Annotated in this window: 17 protein-coding genes and 1 tRNA gene; 10 read left to right on the top strand and 8 right to left on the bottom strand. The window is 69.3% G+C overall.

The features are described from left to right. The first annotated feature begins 67 nt into the window (after nucleotides 1–67). The 6 genes from AC07PR_RS22590 to AC07PR_RS22565 all read left to right on the top strand — a co-directional run bounded on the left by AC07PR_RS22590 (nucleotide 68) and on the right by AC07PR_RS22565 (nucleotide 3845). Nucleotides 68–475: a hypothetical protein gene (locus AC07PR_RS22590; protein ID WP_377158626.1), complete on the top strand. Its 408-nt coding sequence runs from the start codon at nucleotides 68–70 to the stop codon at nucleotides 473–475. A 52-nt stretch (nucleotides 476–527) separates the two neighbouring features. Further along, nucleotides 528–1451, top strand: coding sequence for a branched-chain amino acid transaminase (locus tag AC07PR_RS22585; RefSeq protein WP_431101062.1), 924 nt, complete (start codon nucleotides 528–530; stop codon nucleotides 1449–1451). Nucleotides 1452–1515: 64 nt separating this feature from the next. After that, nucleotides 1516–1734, top strand: coding sequence for a zinc-finger domain-containing protein (locus AC07PR_RS22580; protein ID WP_067279675.1), 219 nt, complete (start codon nucleotides 1516–1518; stop codon nucleotides 1732–1734). Nucleotides 1735–1798: 64 nt separating this feature from the next. Next, nucleotides 1799–2260 carry a YybH family protein gene (locus AC07PR_RS22575; protein WP_377158630.1) on the top strand — a complete coding sequence of 154 codons (462 nt, stop codon included), beginning with the start codon at nucleotides 1799–1801 and terminating at the stop codon, nucleotides 2258–2260. Between the two features lie 11 nt (nucleotides 2261–2271). Next, nucleotides 2272–3246: a YheT family hydrolase gene (locus AC07PR_RS22570; protein ID WP_495136642.1), complete on the top strand. Its 975-nt coding sequence runs from the start codon at nucleotides 2272–2274 to the stop codon at nucleotides 3244–3246. Nucleotides 3247–3305: 59 nt separating this feature from the next. Next, nucleotides 3306–3845 carry a DUF2946 family protein gene (locus AC07PR_RS22565; RefSeq protein WP_495136641.1) on the top strand — a complete coding sequence of 180 codons (540 nt, stop codon included), beginning with the start codon at nucleotides 3306–3308 and terminating at the stop codon, nucleotides 3843–3845. 56 nt (nucleotides 3846–3901) lie between these two features. Here AC07PR_RS22565 and AC07PR_RS22560 read toward each other — a convergent pair whose 3' ends face one another. After that, the gene (locus tag AC07PR_RS22560) at nucleotides 3902–4510 is read right to left on the bottom strand and encodes a c-type cytochrome (RefSeq protein WP_495136640.1); all 609 of its coding nucleotides are present in this window, start codon (nucleotides 4508–4510) and stop codon (nucleotides 3902–3904) included. A gap of 285 nt (nucleotides 4511–4795) precedes the next feature. On the opposite strand from AC07PR_RS22560, the gene AC07PR_RS22555 reads away from it, so the two are divergent. From AC07PR_RS22555 to AC07PR_RS22540, 4 genes are all read left to right on the top strand, one after another. Then, nucleotides 4796–4870 (top strand) — tRNA-Arg (locus AC07PR_RS22555). Nucleotides 4871–5108: 238 nt separating this feature from the next. Next, complete coding sequence (locus AC07PR_RS22550) at nucleotides 5109–5687, top strand: hypothetical protein (RefSeq protein WP_495136639.1); 579 nt, start codon at nucleotides 5109–5111, stop codon at nucleotides 5685–5687. Beyond that, on the top strand, nucleotides 5677–5982 hold the full coding sequence (locus AC07PR_RS22545) for a hypothetical protein (RefSeq protein ID WP_431101054.1): 306 nt from the start codon (nucleotides 5677–5679) through the stop codon (nucleotides 5980–5982). Before AC07PR_RS22550 ends, AC07PR_RS22545 begins: the two co-directional genes overlap by 11 nt. 50 nt (nucleotides 5983–6032) lie before the next feature. Then, a complete protein-coding gene (locus AC07PR_RS22540; RefSeq protein WP_495136638.1) occupies nucleotides 6033–7058 on the top strand; it encodes an NAD-dependent epimerase/dehydratase family protein in 1026 nt (341 codons plus the stop codon). On the opposite strand, the gene AC07PR_RS22535 is transcribed toward AC07PR_RS22540, so the two are convergent. The 7 genes from AC07PR_RS22535 to AC07PR_RS22505 form a co-directional block, all read right to left on the bottom strand. Further along, on the bottom strand, nucleotides 7045–8598 hold the full coding sequence (locus AC07PR_RS22535; RefSeq protein WP_495136637.1) for a methyl-accepting chemotaxis protein: 1554 nt from the start codon (nucleotides 8596–8598) through the stop codon (nucleotides 7045–7047). The two genes, AC07PR_RS22540 and AC07PR_RS22535, sit on opposite strands and share 14 nt — an antisense overlap. Before the next feature lie 141 nt (nucleotides 8599–8739). Further along, entirely contained in the window at nucleotides 8740–10779 is a 2040-nt protein-coding gene (locus AC07PR_RS22530; protein WP_495136636.1) for a hypothetical protein, read from the bottom strand. Nucleotides 10780–10827: 48 nt separating this feature from the next. Beyond that, a complete protein-coding gene (locus AC07PR_RS22525; protein ID WP_377158643.1) occupies nucleotides 10828–11511 on the bottom strand; it encodes a sulfate/molybdate ABC transporter ATP-binding protein in 684 nt (227 codons plus the stop codon). Continuing rightward, complete coding sequence (gene modB, locus AC07PR_RS22520) at nucleotides 11508–12176, bottom strand: molybdate ABC transporter permease subunit (RefSeq protein ID WP_377158645.1); 669 nt, start codon at nucleotides 12174–12176, stop codon at nucleotides 11508–11510. Before modB ends, AC07PR_RS22525 begins: the two co-directional genes overlap by 4 nt. Nucleotides 12177–12212: 36 nt before the next feature. Beyond that, nucleotides 12213–12983 (bottom strand): molybdate ABC transporter substrate-binding protein, encoded by a 771-nt coding sequence (gene modA / locus AC07PR_RS22515; protein ID WP_483108413.1) that lies wholly within the window; start codon nucleotides 12981–12983, stop codon nucleotides 12213–12215. Nucleotides 12984–13044: 61 nt separating this feature from the next. Continuing rightward, nucleotides 13045–13368 (bottom strand): winged helix-turn-helix domain-containing protein, encoded by a 324-nt coding sequence (locus AC07PR_RS22510; RefSeq protein WP_483108412.1) that lies wholly within the window; start codon nucleotides 13366–13368, stop codon nucleotides 13045–13047. 108 nt (nucleotides 13369–13476) lie between these two features. Then, entirely contained in the window at nucleotides 13477–15609 is a 2133-nt protein-coding gene (locus AC07PR_RS22505; protein ID WP_495136635.1) for a diguanylate cyclase domain-containing protein, read from the bottom strand. Nucleotides 15610–15806 lie beyond the last annotated feature (197 nt).

Genomic DNA, 15806 nt, shown 5'->3' with positions numbered 1-15806 from the left:
GACAATCGCGGGTTCCGCCCGGCCACCCCGCCCGGCACCCGGCTTCACCCCTTCGGAGTTCCCCCGCATGAACCGCCTCGCCGGCATCCTGCTCGCCCTCGCCGCCATCGTCCTCGGCACCTACTTCTTCGGCTGGAAGGGCGCCATCCTGGGCACGTCCGCCGTCATCTTCTACCTGCTGCTGCAGTTCTCGCAGCTGATGCGCGTCATGCGCACGGCCCAGAACTCGCCGCTGGGGCACGTCTCCAGCGCCATCATGCTGAACTCGAAGCTGCACGCCGGGATGAAGCTGATCGACCTGATCCGGATGTGCAAGTCGCTGGGCATCAAGGTCGGGCAGGACACCTACCGCTGGACCGACACCGGCGGCGACGCGGTGGACGTGGTCATGGAACGGGGCGTCGTCGCGCGATGGACGCTGATCCGCGCCCAGGAGCCGGAATCGGCCGCCCCCGCCGACACACCGGCCGCATAAAATCCCCGACTTCGCAGCACCCGGCCCATTCGCGGCCGACAAAGGAAGACTCATGTCTCTGGACGATCGCGACGGCAAGATCTGGATGGACGGCGAGCTGGTGGACTGGCGCGACGCCAAGATCCACGTCCTGACGCACACGCTGCACTACGGCTGCGGCGCCTTCGAGGGCGTGCGCGCCTACCAGACCGACAAGGGCACCGCCATCTTCCGGCTGCGCGAGCACACCGAGCGCCTGTTCAACAGCGCCAAGATCCTGCGCATGAAGATCCCGTTCTCGATCGAGCAGGTCGAGGAAGCGCAGAAGGCCGTCGTCCGCGAGAACCAGCTGGCCAGCTGCTACCTGCGTCCGCTGACCTGGATCGGCAGCGAGAAGCTGGGCGTCAGCCCCAAGGGCAACAAGATCCACCTGATGGTCGCCGCCTGGGCCTGGGGCGCCTACCTGGGCGAGGAAGGCCTCAAGCGCGGCATCCGCGTCAAGACCAGCAGCTACACCCGCCACCACGTCAACATCACGATGACGCAGGCCAAGACGGTGTCGAACTACACCAACTCGATCCTGGCCAACATGGAAGCGACCGAGGACGGCTACGACGAGGCGCTGCTGCTGGACGCCTCGGGCTTCGTCTCCGAAGGCGCGGGCGAGAACCTCTTCGTCATCAAGAACGGCGTCGTCTACACGCCGGACCTGTCGGCGGGCGCGCTCAACGGCATCACCCGCAACACGATCTTCGCGATCTGCGAGGACCTGGGCCTGAAGCTGGTCGAGAAGCGCATCACCCGCGACGAGGTCTACATCAGCGACGAGGCCTTCTTCACCGGCACCGCCGCCGAAGTCACGCCGATCCGCGAGCTGGACCGCATCGAGCTGGGCAGCGGCAGCCGCGGCCCGATCACCGAGAAGATCCAGTCGGCCTTCTTCGACATCGTCAACGGCCGCAATCCCAAATACGCCCACTGGCTGAGCGTGGTCTGAACGGGCGGCCTCTGCCTCCCGCCCACCGGACCGCCAGCCTCCGCAAGCTTTCAAGAACAAGATCATGAGCGCCAACACCACCACGCCCAAGGCCACCGTCGAAGTCACCGCCCAGGACCTGCAAGGTCCGGGCGTCGTCTTCTGCCCGAACCCCAAGATGCCGCTGTGGAGCAACCATCCGCGCGTCTTCATCGACCTGAGCCACACCGGCGAAGGCGCCTGCCCGTACTGCGGCACGCTGTACAAGCTGAAGGCCGGCGAGCACCTGCCTTCCGGCCACTGAGCCACGACGGCCGACCGTCCCCCGATCGGCCGACGCCCGCTCCCTTGAACAAGGAACGAGACCCATGGTGCGCAAGCCTCAGACCGCCCTGCTGCTGGCCTCTCCCGAGGACACCGAAGCGCAGTTCTACGAGGCCCTGCAGGCCGGCGACCTGGAGCGGCTGATGGCCGTCTGGGGCGACGAGGACGAGGTCTGCTGCGTGCATCCCGGCGGGCCGCGCGTCGTCGGCGCGGCGGCGATCCGGGCGAGCTTCGAGCAGATCTTCGCCAGAGGCTCGATCCCCGTTCATCCGGAGTGCCAGCGCAGGCTCGTCAACGGCGAGACGGCGATCCACCAGGTGCTGGAGCGCGTCGAGATCACCGACGAGGACGGCGTGCAGAGCGCGTGGGTCGTCGCGACGAATGTCTACCTGAAGACGGCGCTGGGCTGGCGCATGGTCGCGCACCATGCCAGTCCGGGCACCTCGCAGGACGTGAAGCAGGAGCTGTCGATCGTGTCCGCGGGCGCGCCGACGACGCTGCATTGAGAGGGTTGTCCATGCAGTACCAGGCGCCTCCCTGGTTGCCCGGAGGCCATGCCCAGACGATCTGGCCCGCGCTGTTCGCGCGGCGCTACGACGGTCCCCCGCCGCAATTCCGCCGCGAACGCTGGCAGACGCCGGACGGCGATTTCGTCGACGTCGAGCACCTCGTCGATGCCGCGGACTCGCCCGCCGAGCGGCCGTTGCTGGTCCTCTTCCACGGCCTCGAAGGCTCGGTGGAGAGCCAGTACGTGCAGGCCTTCGCGGCGATGGCCCAGCGACGGGGCTGGGCCTTCGCGATGCCCTACTTCCGGGGGTGCTCGGGCGAGCTCAACCTCGCGCCGCGCGCGTACCACTCGGGCGACTACCTCGAGATCGGCTGGATGCTGGAGCAACTGCGCGCCTCGCATCGCGGCCCGATGATCGCCGTCGGCATCTCGCTCGGCGGCAACGCGCTGCTGCGCTGGGCGCAGGAAGCCGGCGAGAGCGCCGCGTCCACAGTGAAGGCCGTGTGCTCGGTCTGCTCGCCGCTGGACCTGACGGCCGCCGGCCATGCGATCGGCAAGGGCTTCAACGGGCTGGTCTACACGCGGATGTTCCTGCGGACGATGATGCCCAAGGCCATGAGCAAGCTGAAGCAGCATCCGGGCCTGTTCGACGCCGAGCGGATGCGGCGCGTGCGCAACCTCTACGAGTTCGACAACATCTTCACCGGGCCGCTGCACGGTTTCCGGGACGTCGACGATTACTGGCTGCGCGCGTCCGCCAAGCCGCATCTGGCGCGCATCCGCATCCCGGCGCTGGTGCTGAACGCGCGCAACGATCCGTTCGTGCCGGCACACAGCCTGCCCGAGCAGAGCCATGTCGGCGCGCATGTGACGCTGTGGCAGCCGCGCGAGGGCGGGCATGTCGGCTTCCCGTCGGGCCGGCCGCCCGGCCACGTGCGCACGATGCCGGAGCGCGTGACCGACTGGCTCGCGACGCGGCTCTGAGCCGCACGCGCCCACCCACAGCGGCCCGCCTCGCGGGCCACGACCGGAAAGGAACGCTCATGGACGCGATCGTCGAAGCCGCGCTGAAGAAGTGGCCCAACGTGCCGCACTGCTACGGCTGGCTGGCGCTGGACGCGCGCGGCGACTGGTACATGCGCGATGAGCGCATCCAGGCTGCGGGCCCGTTTCCGGCGGTGAAGGGCAGCCGCATCGTGCACGACAAGCTGATCGGCTTCATCGACCGCAACTACGCCTCGGACGACCAGGGCGCCTGGTTCTTCCAGAACGGGCCGCAGCGGGTCTACGTGGAGTTGGAGGCCGCGCCCTGGATCTGGCGCCTGCAGCCGGATGGCCGCGTGCTGAGCCATACCGGGCGCGAGGCGCAGGTCGTCGGCGCGGTGCTCGATGAGCGGGACCGGCTGTTCCTCGAGACGGATCTCGGCCTGGGACTGGTCCACACGCAGGACATGGGGCCGGCCGCGGACGCGCTGGAGGCAGGCCACTGGGCGATGTCGAACGCCACGCACGCCGAGCTGATCGCCCGTCATGGGGTGTTGCTGGCGCCCCTCGACCCGAAAAGGGAGTCAGGCAAGTCCTGACCCTCCATGAAAAAGCCGACCCGCGGGTCGGCTTTCGTGTCTCTGGCGGGCGCGGTTTACTGCGACGCGGCGGAGGCCGGAGCGGCAGGCACGGAGGCACCGGCGTCGGCGCCGGAAGCGGCCGCCGCGGGCAGCTTCGGCTCGTCGAACTTGGCGCCGCCCTGGTTGGCCATGTAGACGACGGCGCGGGAGATCTCGAAGTCGCTGAAGTCGCCGCCGCCTTGCGGGCCCATGTTGCCCTTGCCCTTGAGGGCGGAGTGCACCAGGGTGTCGAAGCCGGTCTTCACGCGCGGGCCCCAGGCGTCATGGTCGCCGAGCTTGGGCGCGCCGGCCGCGCCGGTGGCGTGGCAGGCCGCGCACTGGCCCTGGAAGACCTGTTCGCCGGTCTTCATGGCTGCGGGGTTCGTGAGGTCCTTGAGCTCGATCGAGCCCACGGGCTGGATGCGGGCGGCGACGGCCTGCGCCTCGAGGCCGGTGCCGCCGGCGCCGGGCTTGATCTCGCTGGACACGTAGTTCGCGAGCATCACGATGATCACGATCGGAATGACGAAGGCGAAGAAGACGGCGACGACCAGTTGCTTGGGTGTCTTGATCGGGCCCTCGTGGGCGTCGTGTCCTTCGGCGTGCGTGTCCTGGGCGTTGGCGTGGTCCTGGGTTCCGCTCATGAATTCCTCGTGGATCGAATCGAATACGGCAGAAGCGAGTCCGAGTTTCGAAGGGGGTGTCGGATGACGTGGCGCCCTGGGAAAACCGGACCGGGGAACAGCAAATCGGCGCAGTATAGCCAGCCCCCTGTCGCCCCACCCTGGGGCTTTCGTCAAGGTCGGCACGTTGGTGGGGCAGGTGTTGCGCGAGGGTCGCGCAGGTGTTCGCGATGGTTCCGTTTTGCCGGGACGCGTGCGGTCGGGTCGGGGAGGGTCAGAAGAAGGCTAGAATGCGCGCTTCCCGCGGCGACCGTGGTGAAGTGGATATCATTGGGCCCTCCGAAGGCTTAGTCGCAAGTTCGATTCTTGCCGGTCGCACCAGAATACCGAGAAGCCGGTTGTCACGAGCGTGGCAACCGGCTTTCTGCTTTCTGGCGTGGCACGGCGCGCCCCCCCGTCGGCGGGACCGCCGACACGCAAATTCGCTCATGCGGGTGCCGCCATTTGTGCGATTGATCCGCGAACGGATTTCCCTAGAGTTCCTCACCTCTGCTCCAGCGCGACCGGCCAGGTCAGCGCCTCGCTGGAGCTGGCTTCACGCCCGCCAAGAGGTCTTCGGATGGAATTGCTCAAAGAGAACTGGATCAGGCTCGCCTACGGCGTTGCCAGCATCGGCATCGTGTGGGCCGCGTATCACTTCCGCGCCGAAGTGCTGGCGGACAAGGACAGCTTCGACCGCTTCAGCTACATCGGCGGTGTCGCGACCTTCATCGGATTGTTGATCACGGTGTCCGAGGTACTGCAAGCGATCAGCATTTCCAAGGGCATCCGCGCCGAGGCTCGGGCGCTGCTCGCCGAAGCGCGGAAGGTGGATCGCGCAGCGCTCCTGAGCGAGTGCCTGTTGTTGATCGACCGCATCAATGACGACCTCATCGACAACCGGAGGTCCACAGCCCTGCAATGCGTCCAGCAGGCTCGGCGGTCATTCTTGCGGGCCGTGCCGCCTGGCCCTGAGACCGACGAGTTGTCCATCGGGCTCGTGGGACTTGAGGCGCATCTTCAGGACGCCATCCGATCCAACGATCGAGACGAACGTCTCTCCAAACGCGTTCTGACCGACATCCAGGAGCGTTCCCTGGATGTGAAACAAGCCCTTGAACAACTGATATCCGGAAGGAGCAAACCCCATGTTTCCTGAGAAGGTCCGACACTTTGTGTCCGAGCTCGTGCAGCGCACTGAAGCCGGAGAGCTCCCGTGGACGTACGACTATTTCGACGCTGTCTTCTGCACGGCAAAAAACTTCTCCGCGAGGCTGCTCTTCTCCCAGAACTCGCGGGAGTCTTGCACCCAATTCGTCCTGGTCTATCGCGACGCCGAAGACAACCTCTACGACTTCTGCGTCACAAGCCTTGCCAGTGACATCACCGATTACCACCTCGCGAAGCAGCTCTTCGACACGGCCCGCGCCAGCGGGATGGCGCTCCCGTTCTGACATCCCGAAAGATGGACACTGAGGTCACTCCCACCAAGGAACAGAACGCCATGCGCCTCCTCATCCTCGGCGGCACCGTCTTCCTCGGTCGCCACGTCATCGACGCCGCGCTGGCGCGCGGTCACACGGTCTCGATGCTGAATCGTGGCCGGCACGGCCCGGGTCTGTTCCCGGAGGTCGAGCGCGTCATCGGCGATCGCGACGGCGACATGAGCGCGCTGCGCGGTCGCGAGTTCGATGCGGTCATCGACTGCACCGCCTTCAACCCCGCGCAGATCGAGCGCACCGTCGCCGCGCTCGACACGGGCGCGCCGCACATCGTCCTCGTGTCCTCGATCTCGGCGTACGGCGTGTTCCCGCCGCATCGCGTCTTCGACGAATCAACGCCGCTTGCTGAAGGCAACGAAGGCTACGGTCCGCTGAAGGCCCGTGCCGAGGAAGCACTCGCCCGCGCCCTGCCCGACCGCCACGCGATCGTGCGCCCGGGGTTGATCGTCGGCCCGCATGACCCGACCGGTCGATTCACCTATTGGCCGACGCGCGTCGCGCGCGGCGGCGAGGTGCTCGCGCCGGGGCGGCCCGAGCGGCCGGTGCAGGTCATCGATGTCCGCGACCTCGCCGCGTTCTGCGTGACGCTCGCGGAGTCACGGACCACCGGCGCGTTCAACGCGGTCGGCCCGCCACTGCCGATGCAGACGCTGCTCGACGCTTGCCTGCAAGCCGCGCCGGGCAGCGATGCCCGCTTCCACTGGAAGCCGGACGCCATGCTGCTCGTGCTCGGCGTGGCGCCGTGGACCGGGCTGCCGCTGTGGCTGCCCGAAGAGGATCCGACCCACGGCGGCATGCTGCTGGGCGACGCATCCCGCGCCGTCGCCGCGGGTCTCATGACCCGGCCCATCCAGGAGACGGCCGCCGACACCCTCGCCTGGGCGAAAGCACCGCGCGAGGCGGGCTGGGATGCCAGCAAGCTCGTCACGACGCTGTCGCCGGAGCGCGAGGCCGAGATCCTCGCCGGCCACTCCGCCACGAGCCGGCCGAGCGGCCCGGGCGGCTCCGGCCACATCACGTCAACCTGAACACCCCGATCGCCGTCGACAGACGCAGCGACTGGTCCTTGAGGCTCTCCGCCGCGGAGGCCGCTTCCTCGACCAGCGCCGCGTTCTGCTGCGTCATCTGATCCAGCTGACCCACTGCGGCGTTCACCTGATTGATGCCGTCGCTCTGCTCCTGCGACGCCGCGCGGATCTCGGCAATGATGTCCGTCACCCGCTGCACGCTGGTCACGATGTCGTTCATCGTCGAACCCGCGTCGCTGACCAGCCGCGATCCGGATTCCACGCGGTCCACGCTCGTGGCGATCAGCGTCTTGATCTCCTTGGCCGCCTGCGCGCTGCGCTGCGCCAGCGAGCGCACCTCGCTCGCCACCACCGCGAAGCCCCGGCCCTGCTCGCCGGCCCGCGCCGCCTCGACCGCCGCGTTCAGCGCCAGGATGTTGGTCTGGAACGCGATGCCGTCGATCACGCCGATGATGTCGGCAATGCGCCGCGAGCTGTCGCTGATCTCGCCCATCGTCGCCACGACCTGACCCATCACCGCGCCGCCGCGCTGCGCCGTCTCCGCCGCCGATCCGGCCAGTTGATTGGCCGTCGTCGCCGCGTCCGCGGTCTGCCGCACCGTGCCCGTCAGCTGCGTCAGCGACGCCGCCGCCTGCTGCAGGTTGGACGCCGTCTGCTCCGTGCGCGCCGACAGGTCCATGTTGCCCGTGGCGATCTCCGCGCTCGCCGTGCTGATGCTGTCCGTCGATCCGCGCACCTCGCCGATCAGGCGGACCAGCGCGCCCTGCATCTCGCTCAGCGACCGCAGCAGCTGGCCCGTCTCGTCGCCGCCCGTCGTCTCGATGCGGCCCGTCAGGTCGAAGCGCGCGATGGCATCGGCCACCTCCGCCGCCTGGGCGAGCGGACGCGTGATCGATCGCGTCAGCCACACCGCCAGGGCCCCGCCCGCCACCAGCGCCACCAGCCCGAACACCACCAAGGCGGTCCGCGCCCGCGCGTTGGTCTTCGCCAGCGCCTTCAGCGCCGAGTCGAGCTGATCACGCTGCTGCTGCGCGATCACGCGGATGCTCTCCAGATACGCCGCCGCGGCCGGCTTGAACTGCTCGTCGAAGAGCTGCTTCGCCCGCGCCGGATCGCCTTGCTTCTTCGCCTCGGTGATCGTGTCGCGCACCTTGATGTAGGTCTTGCGCAGATCGATCACGCGGTCGAAGGCGGCGCGTTCCTCCGGCGAGTTCAGCAGCTTGTCCATCCGACCCTGCAGCTCCGTCGAGGACTTGGTCGACTCCGCCGCCTGCTCGGCGAAGAAGGTCGCCAGGGCCGGGTCCGCGCTCACGGCGATCGCCGTCGTGCGCGTCCCGCCGTTGAAGACGTTGCGGTACCAGTCGGAGGCCACCCGCTCGGTGACGATGGTCTCCTGGTACATGGACTCCGTCTGCGCCGCCACGCGGCTCAGACCCAGATATCCCATCGCCGATCCGATCAGCGCAATCACCAGCACCAGGGCCTGCACCAAGCCCAGTCGCCGGCCGATGGACCCGCGGACGTTCACGTTGGACGCCATGTTTTTTCTCCTCGGTCGCCGGCCCGAAGGGAGATCGGACCCCGCGCGGCACGATGTTGGCACCCCCACCGTACACCCATCTCAAGCCGCCGTTAAGAGGCGTCGGCCCTGTGGAAAGCTTGGCACAGGTGTGGGCGATGCTCAGATCCGGGGCGTCAATCGCACCTGAGGGAGGGGCTTGAGCGAGCCGACATCCAGCGTGCGCGGCTGACCGGAAAGCTTGCGCGGCGTCGCGGCGCCGATGCGGTCCAGGCCGGTGAGGAACCGCGCCGCCTCGGCCCGCATCGCCGACGAGCGCTGGTAACGCGTATCCGTGTCGAGCAGCACCAGCCAGTCCGCCACCGTCCCCGACCCGGTGCTCCTGCTCGTGCCTGTCGCCATCACCGACGCCATCACCGACGCCAACTCCACGGTCGCCGGCTGCATCACGCCGAGGAAGGTCGTCAGCCTGGCGCGCCGATGGCTGTCCCAGCCTGCCCCGCCCTCGGCGCCCGACGGGTGGAAACGCGCCACCAGGCGCCGAGCCGCCATGTCGCCCGCCTCCGCCAGCGCGGCGATCGTGCCGGCGGGCATCGCGAGGTTGAGCCCGCCCTCGTCGGCCTTCTGGCTGATCTGGACGATGCGGTCGCGGAAGCCCGGCGTGGGGAACAGGATCTCGTCGCGCCAGTTCTGCATCGTGGCGACGATGCTCCACAGGAAGCCGGCCAGGCCCACCAGCGGCGCCTTCTCCCGCGCCTGCGGCGCTTGGTGCTCCCAGCCGTCGACCAGGTCCGGCTCCGGCCAGTAGCGCAGGCGGCCGCCGCGGTCGTCCTCGGGCAGGTAGATCCGCCCGCCCTCGTTGCCCGGGTCCTCGGGTCGGATCACGTGGTCCGGATGCGGGCGCTTCAGGTTGACCGCGAAGGTCGGATGGCGCGGCAGCATCGCGTCGAACAGGTGCAGCGGCAGGTTGCTGCCGATGCCGCCGTCCGAGAACCAGATGCGCGTCGCCCGCAGTCTCAGGCCGCGGCGCTCCTCGGCCGTCACCGCGGCGCGGACCGCGGCCTGCGTGCGCTGGTTGGCCGTGCGCGACCAGTCCACGGCGTACAGCGGTACCGCCGACAGCAGCAGCGGAAAGCTGAGGCTCATCCGGATCGCCACCACCACCGGCAGATCGCCATGCCGGGGCAGCGGGCGCAGCTCGCGGCCCTGGGCGCTCTCGATCACCGGACCGTCATGGCCACTGCCGAACTGGGCCACCAACGCCGCCATCACCGCAGGAGGGAACAGCCGCGACCACTCCGCCGGGTCGTAATAGAACATCGGCGTCCCGGGCCGGAACGGGATGCTGTAGACCATCTGCTGGCTGACCGCGCTGGTGATCACCTCGAGGTTGATGCGCCGCGTCGCCGGGTCCGGTCCCCACAGGTCGCCGAAGCTCAACGGCGGGCCATCGACGCTCTTGCCGGCGAGCTCGTTGAAATAGACGTGGAGCCAGTCGGTGAGCGCGGCTGGTCCCTCGTGGCCCGGCTGGGTCTGGCCGCTGCACAGGCCATAGCCGTTGTCCTTGAGCCCGCGGAGCAAGCCTCGGGTGAAGAGCAGCAGCACGGTCCCGGCAACGGCTGCCGCCACGAGTGCGACGATCACCGCCAGCCCCACGACCGCGAACAGCTTCTGCCAGGGCCCGGTCCCTGCGTCCGGCATGAGCAGCCCGGCATAGGGCACGAGCAAGGCGGCGCCAATGCCGGCGATCGCCAGTGCCGCGAAGCCGTGCATCGCGACCATCCCGCCGAGGACCGACGCCACCGCCGCGCCCACCGGCTTGCCGAGCGCCCGCGTCAGCACGTCGAAGTGGCGGCGCAGCGCGGGGACCGGCTGGAAGAGCGTGAACAGCCGACTGCGAGCGGGGCCACGTCTTGCCCCGGGGAGTTCGGCGCCGAGTTCCTCCGGCAGCCGGGCCAGCCGCTCGAAAGCGCCGGCATGGCCGCGCTGACGGCCGAATTCCGCCGCGGCGCTCGCCCCGGCCGCGATCGCGCCGGCCGAGGTGCCGCCGATGTTCTTGAACCGGTATCGATCGGAGAGCCCGGCCACCAGCCGCGGGTAGATGACGCCGCTGGTGACACCGCCCTTCATGACAAGGTCGCAATGACTGACCCCGTCCGCCTCCGGCACCGCCTCTGACTGCCGCATGTCGTCGCTTCCCACGTCGCCCTCCATGACGCCCGATTCTCAGGGTCCGGACGACGAGCGCTGTCAGGATCCTTCGGACTCGGCCTCGCGCACCCTGCCGTCGCGGAGCATCACGCGGTGGTCGCCGAAGCGCGCCAGATCCTCGGGGTCGTGCGTGATCATCAGCATCGGCACACCGACGCGCTCGAGCAGCGTATCGAGCTCCGTCCGCATGCGGCCGCGCAAGGCCGGATCCAGCGCGGAGAACGGCTCGTCGAGCAGCAGCGCGCGCGGCTCGTTCACCAGCGCGCGCGCCAGCGCGGTGCGCTGACGCTGTCCTCCGGACAACTGGTGCGGTCGCTGCTGCGCGACGCGTTCCAGCTCGAAGGCCTGGATCCAGCGGTCGACCGCCTCGCCGCCCTCGTGGCGTGACGGGTTCCGCCAACCGCGCTTCAGGGCGAAGGCGATGTTCTGCCGCACCGTCAGCCGCGGGAACAGCGCGTAGTCCTGGAACAGATAGCCCAGCCGCCGCTCGCGGGCCGGCACGTCGATGCGCGATGCGCTGTCGAAGACCGGATGACCGTCGATGTGGATCGTGCCGGCGTCGGGCTTCAACAGGCCCGCGATCGCCTGCAGCGTCAGGCTCTTGCCGGCGCCCGACGGCCCGTAGATCACCGTCCGCCGCGCATCGGTGCGGAAGGCGACATCGAGCTCGAAGCGACGCCCGCCGCCCTCGACGTGCTTGCGGATGCGCACCTCGAAGCTCATGCGCCGCTCCTCGGTCCGGCCAGCCGGCCGGCGGCCAGCAGCACCACGACACAGGTCAGCGACACGATCAGCACCAGCAGGTTGGCGGTGTCGTCCTGCCCGGCCTGCACCGCCTCGTAGACCGCGACCGACAGCGTCTGCGTCTTGCCCGGGATGCTGCCCGCGACCATCAGCGTCGCCCCGAACTCGCCCAGCGCGCGGGCGAAGGCCAGCAGCACGCCGGCCAGCACGCCGCGCCACGCCATCGGCAGTGTCACGCGGAAGAACAGCGCCCATTCATTGAGCCCCAGCACGCGGCCGGCGCGCTCCAGCTGCGGATCGACGCCCTCGAACGCGGCGCGCGCGGACTTCATGACCAGCGGGAAGGCGACGATCGTTGCCGCGATCACCGCGCCCTGCCAGGTGAAGATCAGGTTGATGCCGAAGGTCTCCCACAGCCACGCGCCCAGCCAGCCGCGCTTGCCGATGACCACGAGCAGGTAGTAGCCGAGCACCGTCGGCGGCAGCACCATCGGGAGCGTCAGCACGGCGTCGAGCAGCTCCCGGCCCGGAAAGCGCAGACGCGCGAGCGCGAAGCCGGCGACCACCCCGAGCACCAGATTGAGCGCGGTCGCCCAGCCGGCGACCTTCAGCGACAAGGCGAGCGCGATCCAGGCAGGTTCCACGGGGGTGCCGCTCCTCAGCCGGATATCAACGGCCGTTCAGGGCTTCTGGAAGCCATGTCTGGCCAGCACCGCCTGACCGGCGGCCGAGGCGACGAAGTCCAGGAACTGCCTGCCGCCCTGGGCATTCGTGCCGCCGTTGGTGACGGCGATCGGATAGGAGATCGGCGTCTCGGTCGGCACGCTGAACAGGATGCGGACCTTGTCCTTCAGCACGAGGGCGTCGGTCGCGTAGACGAAGCCGGCCTCGGTCTCGCCGCGCGACACGTAGTCCAGCGCCTGGCGCACGTTCTGCGCGTAGACCGCCTTCGGCTCGACGGCCGTCCACAGCTTGGCCTTCTCCAGCGCGCCCTTGGCATAACGGCCGGCAGGCACGCCTTCCGGCTTGCCGAGGGCGATGCGCTTCACGCCCGGCTGCTGCAGATCGGCGAGCGTCTTCAGCGCGACACCGTTCTCGGCCGGCGTGATGACGACCAGCGCGTTGCTGACGAAGTTGCGCCGCGTGCCGTCGACCAGCAGCTTCTGCTGCTGGGCCTTGTCCATCGTCTCCTGGTCGGCCGACGCGAAGACGTCGACCGGCGCGCCCTTGGTGATCTGTGCGAGCAGCGCGTCCGACGCGGCGAAGTTGAACTGGACCTTGGTGCCCGGATGCGCAGCCTCGAAAGCCGGGGCCAGTTCCTTGAACGCGTTGGTCAGGCTGGCGGCGGCGGAGACGGTCACGTCCGCTGCCTGCGCGAGGCTGGCGGCCATCAGCGCGAGGCCCAGCACGGCGGCTCGGCGAGCGATCTGGACGGGAAGAATCGAGCGCATGGCGAGTCCCTCGAAGGGCGGACACGGAGGAGGCTCGCAATATATCCCAGGATATTGCGCCTCAGGCGGCTAGGAGCTTCATCAGCTGCTTGATCTCGCCTTTGCAGGCTGCCAGTGCGGTCTCCTCGATCTGCCGATAGAGCGAGATCAGCGCCCGACCGGACTCGGTGAGCGCGCTCCCGCCGCCTTTGGCGCCACCGGCGGCGGTGGCAACGGCGGGTTCCTTGAGCGCGCGGTTGGTCTCATCGATCAGCAGCCACGCGCGGCGATAGGACATGTCCAGCGACTTCGCCGCCGCGGTGATGGAGCCGGTGTCGTCGAGCGCTTCCAGCAACGCGATCTTGCCCGGCCCGATGGCGATGACTTCGCCGATGGTGACGCGCATGCGGAACTTGAGCGCTGGCTTCAGCGCCGGTTTGGGCGTGGACGGAGCGGGAGTCGAGCGGGCAACCATGTCGCGCATTACACCCGAAGCCGCGCCCGGAGCGCGCGCTCAGTCCGCCAACTTCCAGCAGCCTCGTCCGGCGGCCTTCGCGGCGTAGAGCGCGTTGTCGGCGCGGCCCAGCAGGGCCACGTCGCCCTCGGCCCCGCCGTCATGGCAGGCGATGCCGATGCTGGTCGACAGCTGCAGGTCGTGTCCTTGCAAGGTCAGCGGCGCCTTCACCACCGCCAGCACCTTCTCCGCGACGAGCGCCGCCTCCTGAGGGGCATGCAGGTTCTCGATGATCAGGACGAACTCGTCGCCGGCCAGGCGGCAGAGCTGGTCGGTCTCGCGGATCGCGCCGCGCACGCGGTCGGCGAAGGCCCTCAGCACCACGTCCCCCGCCGCATGCCCCATCGAATCGTTCACCTGCTTGAAGTGGTCCAGGTCCAGGAACATCAGCGCCATCGTGCGCTCGTTCCGACGCGTGCGGGCGATGGCGTCGGCGAGGCGGGACTCGAACTGGCGCCGGTTCGGCAACCCGGTCAACGGGTCCACGCGGCTGAGCTGGTCCAGTTCCCGCTCCACCTGCTTGAAGGGCGTGATGTCGGTCGCCAACGTGTACACGCCCGCGACGCTGCCGTCGGGACGCAGGTCGGGCACGTACTCGGCGAGCATGTCGCGCACCACGCCGTTGGATTCGGAGCGCGTCTCGAAACGCTGCCGCACACCGGCCAGCGCCGCCTTCAGGAAGGGTTGCCGCTGCGCATGCAGCACCGGCCCGATGACCTCGGCCAGCGGCCGGTCCAGCGCGGCCTCCGGCTCCATGCCCATCCAGGTCCGGAAGGTCGCGTTGAGGAAACGCAGGCGCTCCTCCGCGTCGATGTAGGAGATCAGCACCGGGAGGTTGTCCGCGATCGTGCGCAGCCGGCGCTCGCTGGCCTCCTGTCGCAGCATCGCATCGTGCAGCTCCAGCGTGCGCGCCTCGACGCGCAGCTCCAGCGACGCGTTCAGCTCCGCCAGCGAGCGGTCCTGCGCCACCTGCCGTTCCGCCAGCTCGTTCAGCGCGTGCGACAGCACCGCCGCCTCGCGGTAGCCGCCGACAGTGGGGAGCGCGTCCTCGCTCAGGTGACGGCGCTGCGCGATCGCCTTGGCCAGCTGGTGCAGCGGCCGGCTCATGCGCCGCGCCAGCCACCAGCTCAGCGGCACGGCCATCGCCAGCAGCAGCAACGCGCTGAGCATGATCTGGCGCCGCAACCCGTAGTAGTCCGCCAGCGCCACCGCCACCGGCTGCCTCACCAGCACCGTCCAGCCCAGGCCGGGATAAAGGCCGTAACCCTGGCTGGGCACGCTGACGGCGAAGTAGTCGACCCCGTCGGCCTCGTGGTGCCGCAGGCCCTGGCCGTGCTCGGTGCCGATCGGCATCGGCTTGCCCTCTCGGTCCGACGGCCCCAGGATCACGACGCCATCCTTGCCGAGCACCAGTGCATCGGCCTGGTGGGAGGCCATCGTCGCGTCGATCAGCTCGCTCTTGATCTGCCGCGCCCAGCCCCAGCTCAGGTGAACGCCGAACACGCCCTGCAGCTGGCCGCGGCTGTCGAGCAACGGGATCGCGAAGTCGACGAAGCGCCACGGCTCGTTCTGGCGCGGCAGCAGCTTCTCCAGCAGCAGGGCCGCATGCACGTCGCCGACGAAAGGCTGGCCGCCCTTCGCCCCCTGCCACCATGGACGCTTGGAAACGTCGACACCGTCCAGCAGCCCCCCGGCGGCCGCCAGCACCTTGCCCTGCCCGTCGGTCACGCCCAGCCACGCGAAGTGGTCGAAGCCCACCTGCACCTGATCCAGCGCGCGGCGCATCGCCTCGGGATCGTCGAAACGTCGGAAGGGCTCCAGCTGGGCCAGCACCCGGACTTCCTTGAACTGCTGCGCCATGCCGCGATCGAGCGCGTCGCGGAAGTCGACCGCGACCTGCCGCAGCGACTCGACCGCGCGGCGCTCGGCATGGGCGCGGGCGAAGTTCTCGATCAGCACCGCGGAGGTCAGCAGCGCCACCGCCACCGCCGCGAGCACCATGGCGGTCAGCCAGCGGCCCAGCGAGGCGCGCGAGCCGCGCGGGGGGACGAAGCCGTCGGCGTTCACGCCGCCGGAACCGGGGGGACCGCCAGGGGCTGGCGGGGAGGGCAGGACCTGCGTGTTCTCATGCATCGCGACAGTTGTAGCGAGAGCCGGGCCGACCCGCAACGCGGGATAGTGCCACTGCACCAGCGGCGGGCAAAGACCGACCCTGCCCGGGCACCGTCGCGGGGCGGGCTTTGCAGGCGCACCAAAAGCGATCAAGCTGGAGGCGTTGCCCGCCCGTCCGCCGGACCGGGGTGGGCACGAGGCTTGCAACCTGCCCTTCC

Source organism: Roseateles sp. GW821-FHT09H11 (assembly GCF_059415845.1).
The sequence above is the reverse complement of the archived record's forward strand: the minus strand, read 5'-3'. Positions and strand labels throughout refer to the sequence as shown.